Source organism: Streptomyces sp. NPDC002602 (genome assembly GCF_042889445.1).
Classification (GTDB): Bacteria; Actinomycetota; Actinomycetes; order Streptomycetales; family Streptomycetaceae; genus Streptomyces.
The window spans coordinates 475,247-495,219 of the sequence record NZ_JBIAQX010000001.1; the positions used below are offsets into that span (position 1 = coordinate 475,247).

Below are 19,973 nucleotides of genomic sequence, written 5' to 3' on the forward strand. Positions count from 1 at the left end.
CCGCGACGTTGACGACAACTTCGTCCACGCCCGCCCGCTCGTATTCGGCCAGGTCGCGCCCTTCGCCAGGGCGGGCGGCAGGGGGTCGCGGACGCAGCCGGGCGGAGCCGTGTCGGGGCCCGTACCGAAGCCGGTCAGCCGACGAAGCCCGGGACGACCAGGCCGGACTCGTAGGCGATCACCACCGCATGGGTCCGGTTCTGCGCGCCGAGCTTGGTCAGCACATTCCCGACGTGCGTCTTGACCGTCTCCAGGCTCACCGTGAGGGACTCCGCGATCTCCGGATTGGAGAGCCCCGTGGCCATCAGACGCAGCACCTCCTCCTCCCGGCCGGTGAGGGCGGCCCGCGGCAGGGCCTCCGCGGAGCCCAGCGGGCGGGGGGCGACCATGCGGCCCAGTGCGGCCGGGAAGAGTACCGCTTCGCCCGCCGCCACCACCCGGACCGCCTCGGCGATCTGGCGGACCGGGAGCCGCTTGAGGACGAAGCCGCTGGCGCCCGCGCTGAGGGCGGCGGTGACGTAGCCGTCGTTCTCGAAGGTGGTGATCACCACGACCTTCGGTGGTTCGGCCGCTTCGGCAAGGAGCCGGCGGGTGGCCTCGATCCCGTTGAGACGTGGCATCCGGACGTCCATCAGGACCACGTCCGGGTGCAGGATCCTCGCGCGTTCGACCGCCTCGACCCCGTCGGCGGCCTCGCCGACCACCGTGATCCCCGGCTGCGCGGCGAGCAGCAGGCGCAGGCCGCTGCGGGTGACCTCGTCGTCGTCCGCGATCAGGAGGGTGACGTGGGGGCTGACGACGGAAGGGCCGGTCGGGGAAGGTCCGGTGGCGGAAGGGCCGGTCGGGGAAGGTCCGGTGGCGGAAGGGCCGGTCGGGGAAGGTCTGGTGAGGGAAGGGCCGGTCTGGGAAGGTCCGGTGAGGGAAGGGCTGGTCCGGGAAGGTCCGGTGACGGAAGGCAGGGCCGTGCCGTCGCCCGCGTCGGATCCGCTCACGCCGACACCTGGGCCGGCAGCCGGCAGGTCAGCCGCCAGTGCTGGGTCCCGTCCGGGCCGGACCGGAACTCACCGTGCAGCAGTCTGACGCGCTCGGCCAGTCCGGGCAGACCGTGGCCGGAAGTCGGGAAGGTACCCGGGCCCGGGCCCGTCCGTGCCCCGGTCCGGTTGACCACCGTGAGATCCAGTCCGTCCGGCCCGGCCGCCACCCGGACCTCGATCGGGCCGTCCGCCCCGTGGCGCAGCGCGTTCGTCAGCCCCTCCTGGAGAATCCGGTACGCCGCCCGGGAGAGCGTCCCCTGCACCTGCGTCAGAGCGCCCGACAGCTCCGGTTCCACCACCGCCCCCGCGTGCCGCAGGCGGTCCAGCAACTCGTGGAGGTCGGCCAGGGTCCGGGCCGGCGCCGTCCCCGACTGTTCCTCGCGCAGCACTCCGAGCACGTAGTCGAGGTCCTCCAGCGCGGCCCGCGTCGACTCCTCGATGCTGCGCATGGCGGCCCGCGCCGCCGCCGGGTCGGCGGAGAGCACCTCACCGGCCACCGCCGCCTGGATGGTGGCCGCCGTCAGGGTGTGCCCGATCGAATCGTGCAACTCGTGGGCAATCCGGTTGCGTTCGGCCAGCATCAGTTCCCGTTCGGCAGCCAGCGCGAGCCGTTCGGCTGCCGACGGTCCCAACAGCCGTGGCGCCGACCACCGCAGGGTCTTCGTCACCAGTACGCAGACGGCCGCGGCCAGCAGCATGCACACTGCCGCCACCACCCAGCCGCTCCACCCGCCCGACACCCGGACCGACGTGCCGAACAGACTCGCTCGTGCCTCGCCGCCGAGCCAGTTCCCCGGCAGGGAGAGGCCCATGATGAACAGCACGCCGCTCGCCAGCGCCCCCGCCCACCCGACGGTCACGTGCAGCACCAGCCAGAGCGGGGTCCGCCAGTGGTCGAGGCCGGGGGAACCAGAAGTCCGGGGACCGGCCACCGGATCCGGCAGCGGCACCCGCAGCAGCCGGCGGGCGGACACGACCAGCGCCCGCCTTACAGGGCGCGCGAGTCCGGCCACGCCGACCAGTACCGCCCAGACCAGCAGGACCAGGACGATCTGCACGCTCTCGGGAGCGGATCGCCACGACAGCGCCGGTAACAGGGCGAAAGGCAGCAGCGGAAGGCTTGCCAGAGCACCGCAATAGGCGAACAGCACACCCGAATACGTGGAGCCGCGCAGCAGCGGCCGAATTCCCCTGATCATGGTCGCCAGTATCGCGGGGCAGCGCACCGGCGGCCTCCCCCGATCGGGGGAGCGATTTCTCCCGTCTTCCCGCGATGCGGTCAGAGGGCTCTGGAAACCAGGATTCGTGCTCCGACCGAACGATTCCCCAGGAGTTGACTCATGCGAGCTCAGACCCGGCAGGGCCTTCCTTCCCCGACTCGGCAGCAGCAGGGCGGCGGGCGGCGACGAGCCGTGTCGGCCGCGGCCGCGCTGGTCATCGGCGTCATGACCACGGGCGTCCTCGCCCCGCCCAGCGCCTCCGCCTCCGGTTCAGCCTCCGCCTCCATCTCCATCTCCGCCTCCGGTTCAGCCGACCCCGCCGCTGCCCCCGCCAGGCCGGATGCCGTCGAGCGGGCCCTGGACTCGCTGGTGCGCGACGACGGGATGCCCGCCGCGCTGGCGAGCGTCCGGGACCGTGACGGCCGCACCCGCACCTACACCGCAGGAGTCGGCGACCTGGCCACGGGCTCGAAGGTGCCCAGGGACGGCCAGGTACGGATCGGCAGCAACACCAAGGCGTTCACCGCGGTGGTGGTCCTGCAACTGGTCGGCGAAGGGAAGATCGGCCTCGACACCATGGTGGACACCTACCTGCCCGGCCTCGTCCGAGGGGAGGGGATCGACGGACGGCACATCACGGTCCGCCGGCTCCTCCAGCACACCAGCGGACTCCCCGACTACGGCGTCCACATCGACGACGACGAGATCAGGAACCGGTACGTCGAACCCCGCGAGCTGCTCGACATCGCCCTCCGGTACAAGGCCGACGCAGCTCCGGGGGAGACGTGGGGATACAGCAACACCAACTACGTCCTGGCCGGCCTGATCGTCCAGAAGGTCACGGGCCGCCCCCTCGCAGAGGAGATCGACCGGCGCGTCATCAAGCGCATCGGGCTGCGCCACACCTACTTCCCCGCCCCCGGAGAGATGACCATCCGAGAACCGCACCCCCAGGGCTACCACCGCAACCCGGCGGACGGACCGTTGCGCGACTTCACGGAGATGGACCCCTCCTGGGGCTGGGCCGCAGGCCAGATGGTCTCCACCAACTCCGACCTCAACCGCTTCTTCACCGCGCTCCTCGCCGGCCGCCTCCTCCCGGCGGCCCAGCTCGCCGAGATGCGCACGACGGTCCCGGTCGGGACCGCGGGACTCGGCTACGGGCTGGGGCTCACGAGCAGGCCGCTGTCGTGCGGCGGCGTCTACTGGGGCCACGGCGGCGACATCGCGGGGTACGAGACACGGGGCGGTGTCACCGACGACGGTCGCGCAGTCAACGTCGCGGTCACGAGCATCCCAACGGACGATTCGGCCACGCAGCACGTGAAGGACGCCGTGGACAGGGCCCTGTGCGGATGAATCGGGCACCCGGCGACCCGAACGATGATCCGACGATTCCTCAGGAGTTGACTCATGCGTGGACAGACACGGCAAGGGCTTGGCTCGCCGAGCAGGCGACAGGGCACGCGGCGACGAGCACTGACCGCCGCAACCGCGGTGGCCATCGGCGTCATGACACTGGGCGCCCTCGCCCCGCCCTCCGTTTCCGCCGCCGGCAGGCCGGATGCCGTCGAGCGGGCCCTGGACTCGCTGGTGCGCGACGACGGGACGCCCGCCGCGCTGGCGAGCGTCCAGGACCGTGACGGCCGCACCCGCACCTACACCGCAGGAGTCGGCGACCTGGCCACCGGCTCGAAGGTGCCCAGGGACGGCCAGGTACGGATCGGCAGCAACACCAAGACCTTCGTCGCGGTCGTCGTCCTGCAACTGGTCGGCGAAGGAAAGATCGGCCTCGACGCCACCGTGGACACCTACCTGCCCGGACTCGTCCGCGGTGAGGGGATCGACGGACGGCACATCACGGTCCGCCGGCTCCTCCAGCACACCAGCGGACTCCCCGACTACAGCAACCACCTCGGGGACGACGTGCGGTACTACGCCCCCCGCGAACTGCTCGACACAGCCCTCCAGCACCCGGCCGACTTCGCCCCCGGGACGAGTTGGAAGTACAGCAACACCAACTACGTGCTCGCCGGCCTGATCGTCCAGAAGGTCACCGGCCGTCCCCTCGCCGAGGAGATCGACCGGCGTGTCATCAAGCGCATCGGGCTGCGCCACACCTACTTCCCCGCCCCCGGAGACGCGAGCATCCGGGAGCCCCACCCCCACGGATACCTCCGCGACGCGCCGGACGGACCGCTGCGCGACATCACGGAGATCGACCCCTCCTGGGGCTGGGCGGCAGGCCAGATGGTCTCCACCAACTCCGACCTCAACCGCTTCTTCAGCGCACTCCTGGCGGGCCGTCTCCTGCCCTCGGCCCAGCTCGCCGAGATGCGCACCACCGTCCCCGCCGAAGCCACCTTCGGCCCCGGCGCCCGCTACGGACTTGGACTCCTCAGCAGGCCGCTGCCGTGCGGCGGTCTCTCCTGGGGCCACGGCGGCAGCTTCCCGGGGTACGAGACCCGGGGCGGCGCCACCGACGACGGCCGTGCCACCAACGTCGCGGTCACCATGCAGCTCACCGACGAGGCCGGCCGGAGAAGTCTCGAACGCGCCGTGGACACCGCCCTGTGCCGCTGAACCCCACCGGGGCGTTCCGTGAAAACCACCGATGGGCCCGACCTGACGTCGGCCCCATCGGCCTCGGCCTCGGACGCTTACAGCCAGTCGCGCACGGCGGTCACCACCCCCGACGGAACGCGTTGGCGGTACTCCTACGAGGCGCTGGGCCGCCGCACCGCCAAGCGGCGCCTCACCGACGACGGCACGACCGTGGTGGAGCAGATCACCTTCGGGTCCGACGGGCCGAGCACGCGCAACTTCCAGAACGTCCTGAACGCCGGCGAACACGACGTCGTGGCCCATGGCAGCAGGAGCGGGTTCCTGGAAAATCCCCATGGTGACGTCAATGCAAGCCGGCTCGTGGACGCCGTGAGGAACAACCCCTACTACATTGGTGGGCCTCTGAGGCTCATGGTGTGCCACTCGGGTTCGGACGCCGCATGGACCGCCCAGCGAATAGCCAACGAGCTCGGAACCACGGTGGGGGCGCCGGCGGACAGGGCCGGAACGAACCCGCTCCTGGGGCCCGGGCAGGTGCCGCAGGTTGACAACGGCGGCTACTGGATGGTGTTTCCCCCGATGCTCGAAGGGCAGACCCTGATGGAGATGGTCGGCTTTTATCGTGAGATGCAGCGTGAACCTCAGGGTGTCTTTCACGAGTCCATTCGAGACAAGGCGAGAAGCGAGGCTCCGTACCCCAAGGCGGGGATCAAGAAGTACCTCGAATCCGGCTACCCCATTTTCGACATCATGGAAACGACGCGGGGCGTCATCGGAGGATCGTTCACGGTGGCCGGCGGTTCCTCTTTGCTGTCCGACGGGCGGTTCGTCTGGCGTGCCGATCTCCCCAAGTACGTCGACACGTACAATCTCGAACTGCCCGGAGAGTTCGTCTCCTTCGCCGCCGAGCATGCGTTTTCCGTACCTGTCGCGAGCCACGAGACGTTGCTCGGCATCTCCGTGGCAGCCGGGCGGGCGCTCGCCTTCCGCGTGGACACCGGCGCCGCGCCCGGCGACGGTACGGATCGGACGAGTTCGCCGCCCAAGCGGACCGGGACGCCGGTGATGTAGCCGGTGCACGGGGGTCGGACGGGCTGCCACAGCCAGTCGCGCTTCCTGAAGATGACGTACAGGCTTACGCAGACCACTGCCATCAGCAGGACCGCGAAGGGGTAGCCGGCGGCCCACTGGAGTTCCGGCATGGTTTCGAAGTTCATGCCGTAGCTGGTTCCGACGAGTGCGGGTGCGAAGAGGAGGGCGGCCCAGGCGGAGATCTTCTTGAAGTCGTCACCCTCACACGTCTGACCTGCGGGAATCGGTAGTGCGGGCGGTCTGACCTGCAGCAATCGACCTTTCAGAGTCTTTCACCCTGCTCCGCGTTTGTGCAGCCGGTTCCCCCCACCTGCCCATCCCAACGAGGCCTCATTCCCCCAGATTCCCCCCAGCGGGACTGTCTCGCCAAGAGGGCGCCGCAGGTCCGGGGGCCGTCCTCCGTCGCTCACGACAGGTTACTCAGGGGAGTGGCGGCGGGGCGGGGCAAGAGGCGCAGCGGGGCTGGAGGAGCTCGGCGAGGCTGCTGTTGCCCTGGGCCGCCGTCGCACGCTGGCAGAGCTCCACCACTTCAGCTGTCGACTGGGAGCGCCTCGTGACGGAGCCGCAGCGCAAGTCCTGTTGATCGGTGGGGAGATCCTCCACAACCGGCTCATGGCCGAGGACCAGTCCGCCGCGGCGGACCCACTGGCGCCCCTTTCGAAGGAGAGCAGCAGGACCGTGACTGGTGACCGCGCGGAGGCGCAGGACGTCGTCTCGTTCGTGCTGTCCGATCCCCCAGGGGGGAGGAGGAGGCGAGGGCGAGGGGCGAGGCGGCGGAGACGGAGCTCGGCATGGAGCTGTGCGCCCAGCTCCAGCCGTTCCAAGACCGCCACGACCAGGCCGTGCGCGACGGCGACGCGGCTCGGCTCACCGGGATCTGTCCCGGCAAGCACCGGCCGCTGGGGGCGGATCTGCGTCCTGTCCGACGATCACGAGACCTCGATGGAGGAACCGCATTGGGGCCGCTATAGCGAGGGCCGGCCGCGTGGGTGGTCAACGCCGATGACTGGTGACGCTGCGACGTTGGCAGGCGGAACCCCGGGCGCGCTGGGCGGCCCGGGGTCTTTCGCTGACCCTGGTCGGGGCACTGCGCCCTGGGATGTCGAGCCGCTCCCCTGTCTACGTCGTGGTGGCAAGCCCCGCCCTGGTCGCCTCTGACTCGGGCGGCCATGTGGATTCATGGGTGTGCCGCTGTCGGTGCCCGCTCGTACGCTGTGGCCGGCGCAGGCGCGCCGGAGCCTGGAGGCATTCATGGCACGACAGCTGACGTATGAACAGCGGATCGCTTTGATCAACAAATGGAAGAACCCCCCGGGTGCTTCCGAACAGCTCCGGCTCGAGCGCGCCGAGCGCATGGTGAAACAGGCGGTGCTCCGGCACCAGCCGTTCCAGGGGCTCGACATCACGGTGGCGTCGAAGGGCTCGTACCCCAACAACACTAACGTTCGCGGTGACAGCGATGTCGACATCATGGTGAAACTGAACGACCCCTTCCATACGGAGGGACTGGCGGCTTGGTGGTTTGGGCAGCAGGCCAGTTACGCGGGGCCGTGGACCCGGCAGAAGCTCCGCCAGGAGGTCGAGGACGCGCTCACAAACCAGTTCGGCTCGGTGGACACGGACCATAACCTCGCCTTGTACGTTCCGGAGGTTGTGGGCAGCCGTCCCAGCATCGACGTGGTGCCGTGCTTCAAGTGGGTGGCCTGCGACAGCACGGTGCCTGGCGGCGAGTACGTGGGCAGCGTCGTCTACGGGCGTAACGGGAAGCGTGTCATCAACTGGCCCGAGCTCCAGCTGGCCAACGGCAAGGCGAAGAACAACGCCACCAAGTACCGGTACAAGTTCGTGGTGCGGGTGCTGAAGAACGTGGAGAACGTCCTCGCCGCCGACGGCGTGATCACGGCCCTGCCGTCGTACTTCTCTGAGTGCCTGATCTACAACGTCCCGGACGACGTCTTGGGTCTCGACGGCAGCCTGGACGCTGTGGTCCGCGAGAGTCTGCGGGAGGTCTACCGGCAGCTCACGGGAGCCTGGTTCAGCTCCCAGCACATGGTGGAGCCGAACGGGATCAAGAAGGTGTTCGGTGAGGGTCAGAAGTGGACGGAGAAGGACGCCCGCGAGCTGGTCGAGGGCGCGTGGCACTACCTCAACTACGAAGGCTGACGATGAACACCGCGACTACCATCCGCGCCGGCGCCACCATCGCCGCCACCCTCTACACCGTCGTCCTGCTCGTCCTGGGCCTGTACCCGTCCGAGTTCCGGTCCCTCTTCGCGTACATCCCGGCCCTCGTGGGCTACGGCACCGTCGTCTTCGACAAGTGGGCCTGGCGCTGGCCCGTGATCCACCGCTTCACCGGCCGTGCCTGGGTCACGGGCACCTGGCGGGTCGTGCTTGTCCCGAGCCCGGAGAGCCACATACCGGAGGGAGGGAACCGGGGCCCGATCACCACGTACATGACCATCGAGCAAACCTTTTGGAGCCTGCACGCCACGCTCCGCACGAAGGAGAGCACCTCGCGGTCGAGCAACGCCACCATCGGCGCCCCCGAGAACTCGGGAACCGCCGAGATCGGGTTCCTGTACGACAACACGCCCCGCGTGGAACACCAGCCTCGAAGCCCGCGGCACGAAGGGGCCTGCCGGATCGCGGTCACCGGCCTCCAACCCAAGGCCGCGACCGGGCACTACTTCACTAGCCGGTTTACTGCCAGCGATATGGACTTCACCCTGCTCGGCCGATCGACCGACTACGGCACATTCGCCGAAGCTCAGGCCGCCGACCCGGCGCACACCAGCCGCTGAAGATTAAGCGGCCCCGGGGGCTGGTACGCCGGGGCCCGTAGTGTTGCTGGACGAGCTACTGCATGAGCCCGCCGAGGGCCTGCTCAGCCATCTGGATGCCCTGCGTTGCCGCCATGGTCGAGGCGCCCTCCAGCAACTTGTCTCTGAGCTGGGTGGCGAACTGGCGCAGGCGGCCCGGCTCAGGGTTCCCCGAGGTCGCCTCGGCGTGGAGGTCTTCGGCGACGCGCTCCAGTTCTACGCGGTTGTCATCGGGCATGCCCAGGATGGGACTGACCTGGCCGATGTACCCGGCAAGCTGGACGAACAGCGTCGGGTCGATGCCTTCGGTGACGTTCTGGGCAAAGTGCTGCTGCTCGCCGATGATGACGCCCTTGGCATTCGGCATGTAGTTGTTGTACGTGGTGCCGGGGCGGGGTTGGCTGACGTGGTCCTGCACACTTCCTCCAGTCAGGGCGCAGCTGACACCCTGGGGCGTGATGGCGACGGTGGGGGGCTCGGTGTCGATGTGCTCGATCAGCTGGTGCTGTGCCAGGTGGGCGAGTGCCTCGAACAGCTCGGTGCCGGTGATCTCGGATCCGGCGAAGTAGGCGGCGGGCGTAGCGAGGAACAGCACCGGGTTAATGGGCTTCTGGTCGCCGGCGGTGTCGAATAGCCACCGGTGGAAGGCGTCCATGGTGTAGCGGAGGCGGGCGGCGCGGTCCAGGCGTAGCTTCTTCAGCCGGTGGATCGCGGCGCGGCCAGCGTCCGTGAGGTGGACTTGGGGAAGCTCGCCCATGCCGCGCACGACGGTGACCAGATCCTGCTGCTCCAGCTCGAACGCGAGCACGGCCGGGTCCTCGTCCGGCAGCTGCTGTTCTTCGACGAACCGGGTCAGGTCGATGTAGTGAGAGGGGTTCTGCTGGGCTTGCTCGTCGAGCCACACCAGGAGCCGTGCCAAGGTCGGGTCGCCTTCGGCGGTGTCGAGACCAGGCATGGTTCCTCCTGTGCCAGTCGCCTCGGTCTGAATCGGTACCCGGATGGGGTTCCGCTTGGCTGCGCGCTCATAGCCCTTGACGATGTCCTTGAGGTGCTTGTCGATCGCCCGTTGGTTGATGCGGGCCACGTTGGCCTCCTGTCTCAGGTACCTCAGCCAAGGGTACGGAGCGGGTCCGACAATGGGCCTTCCGTTTACCGGTCCGCGATGGTGGCGACGAAGCGGCCACTCAGTTCGTGGTGCTGCCGAGTGGTTGGGATCTGCGGCGAGAAGGCAAGACCCTGTGTCAGAGGCGGCAGCGGCGAACTGGAGTGTGTGTAGGCCCTGGGGTCCTGGGCTGCTGCCCTTGAGGGCTAGGTGCGGCTGGGAGGGCTTTGGTGAGGACGTCCAGTCGCGTGTCGAGGGGTCGTACGAGCCAGGCGACGAGTGCCGGTTCCCCCGGCTCCGAACAGGGGCCGGGGGAGGACATCGGATCGCGCTATGACCTGCGCCAGCGGCTGTTTCGCCTGGCAGTCCAAGCCCGGCCATGGACCGTGCGCTCAAGGTCTGTGGCGGGGGGTGATCTATTCGCCGAGCCCGAGGGCCATGCTGCCCATGAGCTGACGCGCGAAGTCCTCCAGGATCGAGGGGTTGGCAGCGAGGAACTCCATGGCCCGCTCGGTTCGCTGCTCAGGCGAAAGCTCCTTCAGTTCCTGCTGCCATGCCAGGGCGGCAGCACCGCCGTCCTCGACCTCGGCATTCACGATGAGGCTCCAGAGCACCTGCTGGGCGTTCTCACGAGCGAGCCACGTCATGAACATCTGCTGGAACTGCTCGCTCGACACAGTGACCTTCGGGTCGCTGGACGCGGTGGCGGTGGCCACATCTTGGGAGGCCGCGTCAGCCTCGACCCCCGGCACAGCAACAGGAGTTGTCGTCGTGACCCGGGCCCGCAAGGCCTTTTTCTGGGCTCTGCGGGCCTGCTGCTTCAGCACGAAGGCTTCGCGTTTGGCAGCGAGGGCCGGCACGGCCCGGGTGTGCCACAACTGGGCAACGACAGGCTTTGCGCTTTCTACGAGGCCTTCGATGATCTGGCCCGCGATGTCAGCCGCGAACTGTTGGGCGGGGGTGAGCTGAGGACGCTGCTCCTTCACGTACTTGGTGACGTAGACGACCTCTAGCTTGTCTGCGAAACCTGACTCGTCTTCGGCCTTCAGACGGATCTCGACGTGCTCGGGTCCCTTGTCACTCGTCTTGGGAGTGAACCCACGCTTCCAGCCTGGGCTCTTCCGCGAGTCGGCGAGACGCTCGCCCTTGGGGATGCGAATAACTGCGTTGACCTCGTCGTACTCCGGGTCCTCGGCCATGCGTCCTCGTCAGTGCTCGGGGCTTCCTCGGCGCTCGGTCGACGAGGAAGTCGCGGTAGTGGAACCTCACTCGCCACCGTAGCTTTGGCGTCCGACAATTCGGCAGGTTCGGCGAGCATCGCATCAGGCGTCACAGAGCCTCAGGGACAAGGTTGTCACCAGTCCCCTCGCCGGATCCGCTCGTCGGACACGATCCCGTAGACGTAGCGCCCAGAACGTTCGGGGCATCGTGGAATCTCCGACGGCCCCCCGATCGGCCATGCCTCCAGTGCGGACCTGATCTCGTGCCACTGCACGTTGCGCCGGCTCTCGACGATGACCAGGGTGTAGCGGTCGGTCCGGTAGGTGAAGGGCTTGCCGGTCTTCGTGTAGAAGACCTCTCCCTGGTGCTCCTCGATCCGAGGCCTCGCCGTCTCCATGTTGGGACCGACCGGCACAGGCTTGGGCGGAAGTGGCGGTGGCACTGGATGCCCTGCCCACCGGAGGCGTTCCTCCGGCGTTGGCTCCCTGCTGATCCGATGCCAGGATGCGCTCCCTCGCACGGTGGTCGACGTGACCGCCAGCTCTGTGCCGTCCGGCAGCACCCCCCGGCCGGGCTCTCGGTAAGGCTCCGCGATCCTGATGTCACGCCGCTCGTAGCCGAGTCTGCTGACAACTGACTCCAGGGTCCCCATCTGAGTGTTCCCGACGTACGACCACTGGTCCTCGCTCGCATCGTCGGAGAATTCCACCACGCCGACGAGGTAGACCCCGTCCTCGTTCGGGTCGCCGAAGAGCTGCCGCAAGCGGTCCGGTCCGAAGTCGCCCGTCATCTATCCGTCCACCCCTGCATCGCCGCTGCCATGAGATTCTCCGTCGATCAGCGCGATCACAGCCTCCTTGGCTTGCGGCTGCGTCGCGTGCTGTGCCATCCGGGACCCGATCACGGCCATCCTACTGAGCACCTCGGCGGCCTCCTTGAGTTCGGTTGAAGGCGGCAGCACGAAGCGCGCGCCGAACCTGACCTCACCGCTGAGCTTGGCCTGCCCCTCGCCGAAGCCATAGCCGAGGAACGCCGGAGCGCCGAGTTCCTTGAGCCGAGCCACGCCATCCTTCTCCCACTGCAACTTCTTGCGCGGCGGATGGAGTCGCCACGGAATCCAGCCCTCGTAGGCGAGGTACTCCTGCCAGAGCAGCGCCAGGTGATCCCAGTCGTAGGCCTTGGAGGAGGTGACGTGCTGCTGCACGAGGAAGAAGCGGACTTCGACCCCACCAAGCCCGCTGCCATCGACGAGCTTGCCGACGTCCTGGGTCGGCAAGCTCTCGGTGGCTTCCCAGCGGACGGTGTAACCACTGCCCGGAATCGGGGCGTCCACGATCGCGACGTACAGGCCACCGGAGCCGATTTCCTGGATGGACTTCGATGAGCCGCCGGGCAAGGCGTTGGTTCGGCCACTGCGCCCTGCTCTTGAGCGCAGGGCGGTGGCCGAACCAACCGCGCCCTGGTGTCAGGGCCGACGTGCTGGTCGCGCTGGCGATGGCCGGGGCACGGGTCGGACAGGCGCGGCGGTTGGCTTTGGCGTGGACGTCTTCGGCTGGGAGGCGGCGAGGTCGTTCAGGACTGCGTTGACCACGGGCCAGCACATGTCCAGCGTGTCGCGATCCGGGGTGTGGGCCTCGCGGATCTCTGCTCGCGGATGGACGAAGTTGCGGTACTTGCGCAGCTCGTGACAGAAGCGCTCTACGTCGGCACCGATCCATCCTGCGTCGTGGCAGGTCTTGATCAAAGTGTCCAGGGTGACCCTATCCGCTGACGTACTGCCGAGTCGTGAGGCGTCGCGTTCGCGCACCACATGGACCATGACGCCTTCCAGCAGGCTGCCGAGCATGATGATCGCGGCCACGTGAGCGCCATTGGCGTAGCAGGTGCGTGCCTCGTCCAAGCGGTGTTGGAGCAGGGCGGCCATCTTCCGGTCACTGATGAGATCGGTCATGGCTGCGCTGAGTTCGGCAGGACCCTGGCTACCCGGGTGGGCAAGGGAGGGGTCGCAGGCGACGAGACGGGGGCGGCCGCCAGGATTCTCCAGGCGTGCTCCCTCGTAGACCAGGAACGCGTTGACCGCGGAGACGACAGCGGGGAGCTGGTCTGGCTCGTCAAGGTATTCGCGAGGGTCGGCGAGGCGAAGCAGGACCCGTTCCAGCTCGGTGGGCTCTTCTCGGCGTTCGCTGAGCCGGGCGAGCGTCCATTCCATCCTGTACTCGCCGTTGTACTCCGGCACCCGCTGCCAGCCGGCGTGTTCCAGGAAGCGCGCGATCTCGAAACCCTTGCGGTGGTAGAGGTGGTCGTCGCCGCAGATGACGCGCGCGAGCTCCTCCAGGGTGTTGGCGTCGAGGATGCCGAGTGGGGACTGCGCAGTCATGCCGAGCCTTCCGTGCTGTCGTCGGTTTCGTCGTCTACTTCGTTGTCTTCTGCCTTGTAGAGCGTGTTGGCCAGATCGTCCGTACCCGGGTCCTCAGGTGCCTCCGCCATGTCGTCGGCCAGGCCATCGTCGGATGAGAGGTCGAAGGGGGTCCACTGCACGCTGGTGGGTGTGGCGGACGAACGGGTCCGGTCACTGGTCCCCTCGAATGTGGCCGGATGGATGCCAAGTCGTCCGAGCTCATCCCATAGGCCGGACAATGCCTCCTCAGGGTCGAATCGGAACTCGCTTTCGCGAATCCGCCAGAACGTCCAGCCGACACGTTGGAGTTCACGGTCGCGCCGTTGGTCATGACGGATCTGCTCGGGTGTCGAGTGATACCGGTCGCCGTCGCACTCCACGGCCAGGCGCCCACGTGCCCCTACGACGACGAGGTCGAGGCGCTTGTTCCCTGCCGGATACTGTGGGACGACGTGATATCCGCGGGCCTTCAGGTGCAGGTAGACCTGCTGCTCGAAGAGCGATTCGAAGGGCTTCTGCGGCACATCGCCAGCTACCTCTCCGATGTCCTCGGAGCCGGCAAGCGCGGATGGCGGGTTCTCCATATAGGACAGGAGGTTGAGTCGCATGTCCTCCCTCTTCAATCGGTCCGGCGGTACCGAGTAGAAGAGCCACATCTGGTCCTGTGCCCGGGACGCGGCGACGTTGTATGCCTGTCGTTCGCTGCGGGCCCCTCCCGTGATGCGCGGCGGATCGGTGACGACCATCGACAGCAGGATGACGTGCCGTTCGTCTCCCTGGAACGACGCCGGGCTGCCCACACGGATCTGGTGGCGTTCAAGCATCGGCGCCGGGATACGTTCCTGGATGAGCTTTTCCAGGAGCTTGACCTGACCGATCGACCCCTGAAGGGTGATGACGCCCATGGTCCGGTCGCGGTAGTCAGGGTCCGCTACGAGCCTGGCCAGGCAGTCGACGATGGCCTCGGCCTCCTTCGGGTTGCGGATCCTGCTGTCGCGCCCCTGGGTAACGGCCCCTTCAACGAACTGGGCCACGAGGGGGTCGAGGCGCTCACCGCCGTACTGGCGCAGAGGCTGCAGCTTGTTGTTGTAGAAGGTCTGCGAAGACCAGCCGATGATCTCCGGCATGCAACGGAAGTGTTCCTCCAACCGGATCACCTTCGGGAAGAAGGTGGACAGCAACTGGTAGAGGTTGGTGGAGGGTCCGTAGAGCGTGCGCAGCCTCGGAGGCATGTCCGGCAAGTGGGAGACGAGCCGGTCATGGATCGCCTGATGCCGGCCCATGCCGCTGAGCGGGGGCGCGCATTGCTTGTCGTCCCCCACGACGATGACGCGGGGCGCCAGCCACAGCAGGAACAGGGCGTCCATGCCGGCCTGACTGGCCTCGTCGACGATGACGACATCGAACGCGTCCCGCTTGGGTTGGACCATTTCGGCGACCTGGGAGATGGGCATGACCCACGCGGGGACTGCTTCCTGCGCCGTCTTCATGGCGTCGTACGCCGCGGCACGGTATCGGCCCGCACCGCGCCCCTTGCCCTTGCCGTACGAGGACATGTGGTTGCGGTACGCCTGGAGTGCCGACCGCTGCTCTTGCGTCATGCGGTGCAGACAGTGCCACCTTCCCCAGGTGGCAGCGAGTTCACCGGTGATGTCCTCCAGGTGACGTTCACACTGCGCCAGTTCGCCTTCGACCTGACGTTCGCGTCCCGGTGTGCGCTGACGGTGGACGAAGGTAGAAGCCACCGCCCAGGACCACGCCTCCGCCAGCGAGCCCAGGCGAGCTTCCCATGCCCGGTCATCAGGGTGGTGCGTCAGCTGGTCAGCGAGCAGCGGGTGGGCCCGGCGGACGCCTTCGAGCAGCACGGCGCATCGACGCCGGCGGTGTTCACGCCGATGAGCCTCGCGCAGCGCCTCAAGTTCCTTGGCGTATCGGTCGATGTCCTGCTCCCGAACGGCTTGGGCGGCGGCCACGGCTTCGGTGGTGGGGTGGGAGCTGTCCACCGGTGTGCGCAGTTGTTCCTCCCAAGCAAGCAACTGGGCCGTAGCTTCGTCCGCCGCTCGTCGGCCGGAGACCGAAGAGAGGGCGCCGGTGAAGTCCTGCCATGCCGACCTGGAAGTGAGGGCGATGTGTACCCCGTGATGTACGAGCAGCTCGTCGATGCGCTCGCGGCCGGCGCCGAAAGTGTCGACATGGTTCAGGCGTGCGTACGCCTCCGTCATCGACGCGAGCCGAACTTCCAGCGGTCCTTCGGATACGGGCACCTGCACTTGGCCCCACCGCTCCGCAAGTGTGGCAACGGCGGAGCGGGCGCGGAGGTGAGCAAGGGCGGCGTCGAGATCCTCCAGGGTTTCGGGTGAGTGGCCGTTCACCGTGCACGAGTCGAGGAGGTTCTGCGCGGCCTTCTGCGCCCGCGAGGCGCGGAAGCTGCCGCGGACTCGCAGTTTGCCACCCGAGACGAGGTGCTCGCGCAGCGCAGAACCCGCCGTGAGCATCGCATCCCCTTGTTCTGTGGAGAGCTGCCCGGGCACGGTGACGCGCGTCATCCCCTGTTCGTTCAGCCGCTCGGAGATCGAGGCGAGTTGATCGGCATGTTCGGACACGCGACGCCACAGCGCGAGGTTCTCACGGGAGAGTCGGTCGCTGAGGGCCTTGGTGGCCCACTTGCCCTCATCCCATTGTGTGGCCTGCGGAGACAGACCCAGGTGGTGCAGAGCCGTACGGCAGGAATCCACGAGAGAGGTCAGCTCATCGGTGACAGAGCTGTCGAGCCTGGCAAGATCGCCGCGGATGCGGACCGTTCCGGAGGATAGGCCCTCATCGGTGACGCGGCTGACTGAGAGTGCCTGGGCCAAGGCTTCGGGGGAGGGGAGGCCGTCGGGGTCCGGCAGAGTGCCACCGGCGCGCGGCTCAGCCGCACCGTCGCGCAGCAGGCTCAGCAGTTCCACCGCTTGCGCGGGGGACAGCGGCGGGACAGACAGGGTCGGGCTGTCAGCCGGCACAAGACCGATCCAGGAGTGTCCGGCGTTTTCTTGCACACGCTGCACAATTGCGGCGAGAGTGCCGGCGTATCCCGGTGCGATCTCCGGGTGCCGGTAGACCTCGGCCTCCCGCAGCGCGATCACCTGTTCGGTGAGCGCGCTGATCCTTCCCCGTACCTCCTCCCGGCGGGCGGAGAGCCGATGGATCTCGTCCCGCAGTTGCTCGGGATCACTCGCGGCGACCTGATCGGTGAGAGCGTTGACCGTGCGTTCCAGTTCATCGGCCCCGTCCTGCCGTGCCGAGCTCAGCAGGAGGACGCACAGGTCCCGTACCGCGGGAGGAAGTTTGTCCCGCAGGACTGTCAGGGCCTGGTCGCGGGCGCTGGTCACCAAGACCCTCTGCCCCTGCGCCAGCAGCGCGGAGACCAGGTTGGCGATCGTGTGGGTCTTTCCGGTGCCAGGTGGGCCTTGGACCACCACGCCCGTGTCGTGCTCCAGCCGCCGCAGGACACTGCGTTGACGTTCGTTGGTCTTTCCTGGGAAGAGCGGGTTGTCCCCGAGCAGGGGTGGAATCCCTCGACCGTCCCAGTTCACGCGCTCCTCGGAGTTCAGCGGCAGCACCAGCTGGGCGAGACCCAGAGGTGCGTGTGCCTCGGAGGACACGCTGTCGGCGATCCGGTCGTAGAAGCCCAGCAGAGCATTGCGGTCCCGTGGACGCAGTACCAGTGCGGGAGCGTACGTAAGGCGCGCGCCTGCCTCGGGCTCGCGGGGCGGCTGCCACTCGGCACTGAAGGACACAGGCCGTTGCAGCACCCGCTCCTGCCACTGGGCCAACTGCTCCAAGGCCTCCGAACCAAGCAGGTGCAGTGACTGGGCCGCGATCTCTTCGGTGAGCGCGGCGGAGCGTTCGGGCGCCCAGCCGTCATCGGTGTCGAGGAATGATTGATCCTCCAGCCGCACGGCCCCCTCAGCCATGAGCCGCACGGTGAGCTTGGCGGTCTTTCGGTCTACCACGGTCTCCACGCGGTGGGTGAGCAGGTGACGATGGATGGCGTCACCGCGTGGATCGCTCCACGTCAAGAGCCCTGTGGCAAGCACGAGTTCTAGCTGATCATCCTGCTGGGTCAGCTTCTGGTGCCAGCTGTAGACCTGGTCGTACAGGTCCCGAAGGGCGCGTTCAGCGCGCTCCCTCTCCGCCCACTTCCTCCAGCGCGTCAGCCAGGGACCGTAGTCTCGGAGTACCTCGTCGGAATCCTCTCGGCGGACGGTCTGCTCCGCCGCCTGTTCCCAGGACTGGCTGCCATCCGCAGCTCGCACCAGTTCCTGCCCCGGTCCCTCAGCTTCGAGCGGAGGGTCACCGCCGTCCGCGTCCTGGCAGCGTTCCGTGGAGACCCATCCGTCCAGCAGATCCGGGAGTGGGGGCGGCGATGTCTGCGGAACGTGGTCAAGCGTGAACAGCAGCCCGTCGAGTCGGTCGGACGGGCGTCGTACCGAGGGGGGCATGGCGACCAGCCACAACCGCTCCCTTGAGCGGCGGTCATCACGAAGTCGTTGGTTGCTGCTCTGAACGACCTCCTTGAGGAAGCCGATCAGACTGGCAGTCTGGCCGATGACGTCGGGGTTCTTCGCGTGACGTCGCGGTACGTTCACTTTTCTCCTCCCGGCTGGTGGCGAACGTTCCAGGATCGGGATGAGCAGTAGCGGGGGCAACCTGTCTCGGGAAAATGGCGAAATATGAGCTTCATGTGGGCTGAATCGCCTTGTTTCCGGCGAGTACCTCGTGGAGATCCGCCGACCTTCGGTACCCGTGTGACGCTCCAGGTATCTGGGGCAATCAAGCCGGGAGTTCGGGAGAGCCGGTTGCGCGAGCGAGTTTCAGGCGGCCCCGATGGCGTAGTCCATCCAAAGGCGCATGGGTGGGGATGACAGGGCGTAAGGCGGCTCGGTTGACGGAGTAGGACCCTCTGGGCGCTCACCAAGGCGGCGGGCGGAACTCTGAGCGTTCGAGGGCTGGTTGCAGGACGCGAAGCGTCGTCGGCGTCATCCCACACCTTGGTGTCGCCCCCTTGCTTGCAGGGAGCGACACCGGCCATGCGGCCCTCAGGCCTGTGGCAATACCCGCATGGCGAGTACAGAGCCGTCCTGGTGGACGGATACGGGTCCGTCCCACTCCGAATCCCAGGCGAGGAGGGGCCAGCTCCTGCGCTGGGCGTGGATCTCCGTGCGGTACTGCTCGACACAGCCTTCCGCGAGGTGGCGGAAGAGGTCGTTCGCGACCCCGGAGAATGCCTCGACCCGCGTCCTATTGAGGCGGAACACATGGTCGGTGCCAACGAAGTCGATGCCGAGGAGCCGTTGGTTCGCGTCCTGGATGCTGTTGGTGGCGGCGTGGGTGGGGTCGGTGAAGTGGCGCCGGCCCTGCCGTTTGGTCAGGTACTGGGCTGTGGCGGCGCCGTCGCCGGCGAAGGCCGTCAGCCCGGCCGCCGCGGTTCGGGCGAGGACCTGCCGGAACCAGGCATAGTGCTCCGGCTGTACGTGGAAGCCGAGCTGTGACTCCGGCTTCGGCTTACCCTCGGCCGGCGGTTGGATGCCCGGGAAGATGTTCGCGTCCTCGAGGCGATGGTCAAGGCGGGTGCCGGGGGCATCCATCGAGCCGGTCAGTCGACCACCGGTTCCGCGGGCCTGCAAGGCGTGCACCGTGAGCACGCCCTCAGTGGGGAGTTCCGTACTGAACACGAGGGCCGGTGTCTCGTCCCACGGGCCGATGTGGACCGCCTCGACGTGCGCAGAAGCGGACGCGAGCTGGATGTGAGAGGCGGCGGCGTTACTGTGGTTGCCCTTGCAGGCGATCGGAAGGATCCTCGGCGCCTCTCCGGGCTTCCATATCTCGGCGAAGAACTGTGGCCGGTAACGGTAGCCGGATCGATGGCCCGCGTCGCGACTGGTCAAAGCCCAGCCTGCCCGCAGTGCAGTGTCCGCGGGGACGATCGAGACCGAGTGGTCCGGGTAGCGGCGGCTCAGGAGCTGCCGGGCAAGGGTCAGGGCGAAGCCGGTTCCAAGTTCTCCGGACTGGATCGCCTTGTAGTAGTCAGCTGTCTCCCGCCCCTCCGCGGAGAGGGTCATGAACGAGTTGATGCTGCCGGCCAGAGCCTGGCTGTATTTCAGGGAACCCCAGTGCTCGGCGAGTCCACGGCTGGCGCCCCGCCGCGAGAGGGCGATGCCTTGACCGAGGGTGTGCAGCACGTCCCAGGGCGTCAGCTGGACGGTCCGGTCCAGCTCCTTCGCGGGAATGGGCCGGAGCTCGGGCTTTCGCCGGAGCTGGTCGAGTTCCTTCTCCTCGCGTGCCTTGTCGTCCTCGGCTGCGGCGTCGTCGACGCTGCCGACCAAGGCCGAACTGGAGTGGATCGAGATGTTCGACGGCTGGACGAGGTCCTTGAGTACGTCAGCGGCTGGCTTCAACCTGTTCCCCCTACGGCTTCCACGGTCAGACCAACGTCGCAAGCTACGTGCTGCAGGAGGGGCGCACACAGGGCGTACG

At 67.8% G+C, this 19,973-nt stretch carries 14 protein-coding genes and 1 pseudogene; 5 read left to right on the forward strand and 10 right to left on the reverse strand.

Annotated features, from left to right (window positions below):
- Window positions 1-134: 134 nt before the first annotated feature.
- Window positions 135-776, reverse strand: coding sequence for a response regulator (locus ACFYW3_RS01790; protein WP_389385611.1), 642 nt, complete (start codon window positions 774-776; stop codon window positions 135-137).
- Between the two features lie 212 nt (window positions 777-988).
- Entirely contained in the window at window positions 989-2,233 is a 1,245-nt protein-coding gene (locus tag ACFYW3_RS01795; protein ID WP_389385234.1) for a sensor histidine kinase, read from the reverse strand.
- Window positions 2,234-2,374: 141 nt separating this feature from the next.
- On the opposite strand from ACFYW3_RS01795, the gene ACFYW3_RS01800 reads away from it, so the two are divergent.
- From ACFYW3_RS01800 to ACFYW3_RS01810, 3 genes are read left to right on the forward strand one after another with little or no spacing between them, the layout of a single operon-like run.
- Complete coding sequence (locus tag ACFYW3_RS01800) at window positions 2,375-3,613, forward strand: serine hydrolase domain-containing protein (RefSeq protein ID WP_389385235.1); 1,239 nt, start codon at window positions 2,375-2,377, stop codon at window positions 3,611-3,613.
- Between the two features lie 54 nt (window positions 3,614-3,667).
- Complete coding sequence (locus tag ACFYW3_RS01805) at window positions 3,668-4,837, forward strand: serine hydrolase domain-containing protein (RefSeq protein ID WP_389385236.1); 1,170 nt, start codon at window positions 3,668-3,670, stop codon at window positions 4,835-4,837.
- 18 nt (window positions 4,838-4,855) lie between these two features.
- Window positions 4,856-5,890, forward strand: coding sequence for an RHS repeat domain-containing protein (locus tag ACFYW3_RS01810; protein WP_389385237.1), 1,035 nt, complete (start codon window positions 4,856-4,858; stop codon window positions 5,888-5,890).
- 29 nt (window positions 5,891-5,919) lie between these two features.
- Here the strand turns inward: ACFYW3_RS01810 and ACFYW3_RS01815 are convergent.
- Window positions 5,920-6,102, reverse strand: a pseudogene (locus tag ACFYW3_RS01815) (CorA family divalent cation transporter); the annotation flags it as partial.
- A gap of 1,060 nt (window positions 6,103-7,162) precedes the next feature.
- On the opposite strand from ACFYW3_RS01815, the gene ACFYW3_RS01820 reads away from it, so the two are divergent.
- Entirely contained in the window at window positions 7,163-8,074 is a 912-nt protein-coding gene (locus ACFYW3_RS01820) for a nucleotidyltransferase (protein ID WP_389385238.1), read from the forward strand.
- A 2-nt stretch (window positions 8,075-8,076) separates the two neighbouring features.
- Window positions 8,077-8,715 carry a hypothetical protein gene (locus ACFYW3_RS01825; RefSeq protein WP_389385239.1) on the forward strand — a complete coding sequence of 213 codons (639 nt, stop codon included), beginning with the start codon at window positions 8,077-8,079 and terminating at the stop codon, window positions 8,713-8,715.
- Between the two features lie 55 nt (window positions 8,716-8,770).
- On the opposite strand, the gene ACFYW3_RS01830 is transcribed toward ACFYW3_RS01825, so the two are convergent.
- The 7 genes from ACFYW3_RS01830 to ACFYW3_RS01860 all read right to left on the reverse strand — a co-directional run bounded on the left by ACFYW3_RS01830 (window position 8,771) and on the right by ACFYW3_RS01860 (window position 19,894).
- Window positions 8,771-9,817 carry a hypothetical protein gene (locus ACFYW3_RS01830; RefSeq protein ID WP_389385240.1) on the reverse strand — a complete coding sequence of 349 codons (1,047 nt, stop codon included), beginning with the start codon at window positions 9,815-9,817 and terminating at the stop codon, window positions 8,771-8,773.
- A 434-nt stretch (window positions 9,818-10,251) separates the two neighbouring features.
- Entirely contained in the window at window positions 10,252-11,034 is a 783-nt protein-coding gene (locus ACFYW3_RS01835; RefSeq protein ID WP_389385241.1) for a hypothetical protein, read from the reverse strand.
- Window positions 11,035-11,189: 155 nt separating this feature from the next.
- Window positions 11,190-11,846, reverse strand: coding sequence for a hypothetical protein (locus ACFYW3_RS01840; RefSeq protein WP_389385242.1), 657 nt, complete (start codon window positions 11,844-11,846; stop codon window positions 11,190-11,192).
- The gene (locus ACFYW3_RS01845; protein ID WP_389385243.1) at window positions 11,847-12,389 is read right to left on the reverse strand and encodes a hypothetical protein; all 543 of its coding nucleotides are present in this window, start codon (window positions 12,387-12,389) and stop codon (window positions 11,847-11,849) included.
- 132 nt (window positions 12,390-12,521) lie between these two features.
- Window positions 12,522-13,433, reverse strand: a complete 912-nt coding sequence (locus tag ACFYW3_RS01850; protein WP_389385244.1) for a hypothetical protein — start codon at window positions 13,431-13,433, stop codon at window positions 12,522-12,524.
- Complete coding sequence (locus tag ACFYW3_RS01855; RefSeq protein WP_389385245.1) at window positions 13,430-18,085, reverse strand: AAA domain-containing protein; 4,656 nt, start codon at window positions 18,083-18,085, stop codon at window positions 13,430-13,432. The genes ACFYW3_RS01850 and ACFYW3_RS01855 overlap by 4 nt, the downstream gene beginning before the upstream one ends.
- Window positions 18,086-18,535: 450 nt before the next feature.
- Window positions 18,536-19,894, reverse strand: coding sequence for a hypothetical protein (locus tag ACFYW3_RS01860; protein WP_389385246.1), 1,359 nt, complete (start codon window positions 19,892-19,894; stop codon window positions 18,536-18,538).
- Between the last annotated feature and the right edge of the window lie 79 nt (window positions 19,895-19,973).

Excerpts from the sequence above, each read along its gene's own strand:
- ACFYW3_RS01795 (WP_389385234.1), bottom strand. The coding sequence starts at position 2,233 with ATGATCAGGGGAATTCGGCCGCTGCTGCGCGGCTCCACGTATTCGGGT.
- ACFYW3_RS01800 (WP_389385235.1), top strand. The coding sequence starts at position 2,375 with ATGCGAGCTCAGACCCGGCAGGGCCTTCCTTCCCCGACTCGGCAGCAG.
- ACFYW3_RS01805 (WP_389385236.1), top strand. The coding sequence starts at position 3,668 with ATGCGTGGACAGACACGGCAAGGGCTTGGCTCGCCGAGCAGGCGACAG.
- ACFYW3_RS01820 (WP_389385238.1), top strand. The coding sequence starts at position 7,163 with ATGGCACGACAGCTGACGTATGAACAGCGGATCGCTTTGATCAACAAA.
- ACFYW3_RS01825 (WP_389385239.1), top strand. The coding sequence starts at position 8,077 with ATGAACACCGCGACTACCATCCGCGCCGGCGCCACCATCGCCGCCACC.
- ACFYW3_RS01835 (WP_389385241.1), bottom strand. The coding sequence starts at position 11,034 with ATGGCCGAGGACCCGGAGTACGACGAGGTCAACGCAGTTATTCGCATC.
- ACFYW3_RS01840 (WP_389385242.1), bottom strand. The coding sequence starts at position 11,846 with ATGACGGGCGACTTCGGACCGGACCGCTTGCGGCAGCTCTTCGGCGAC.
- ACFYW3_RS01850 (WP_389385244.1), bottom strand. The coding sequence starts at position 13,433 with ATGACTGCGCAGTCCCCACTCGGCATCCTCGACGCCAACACCCTGGAG.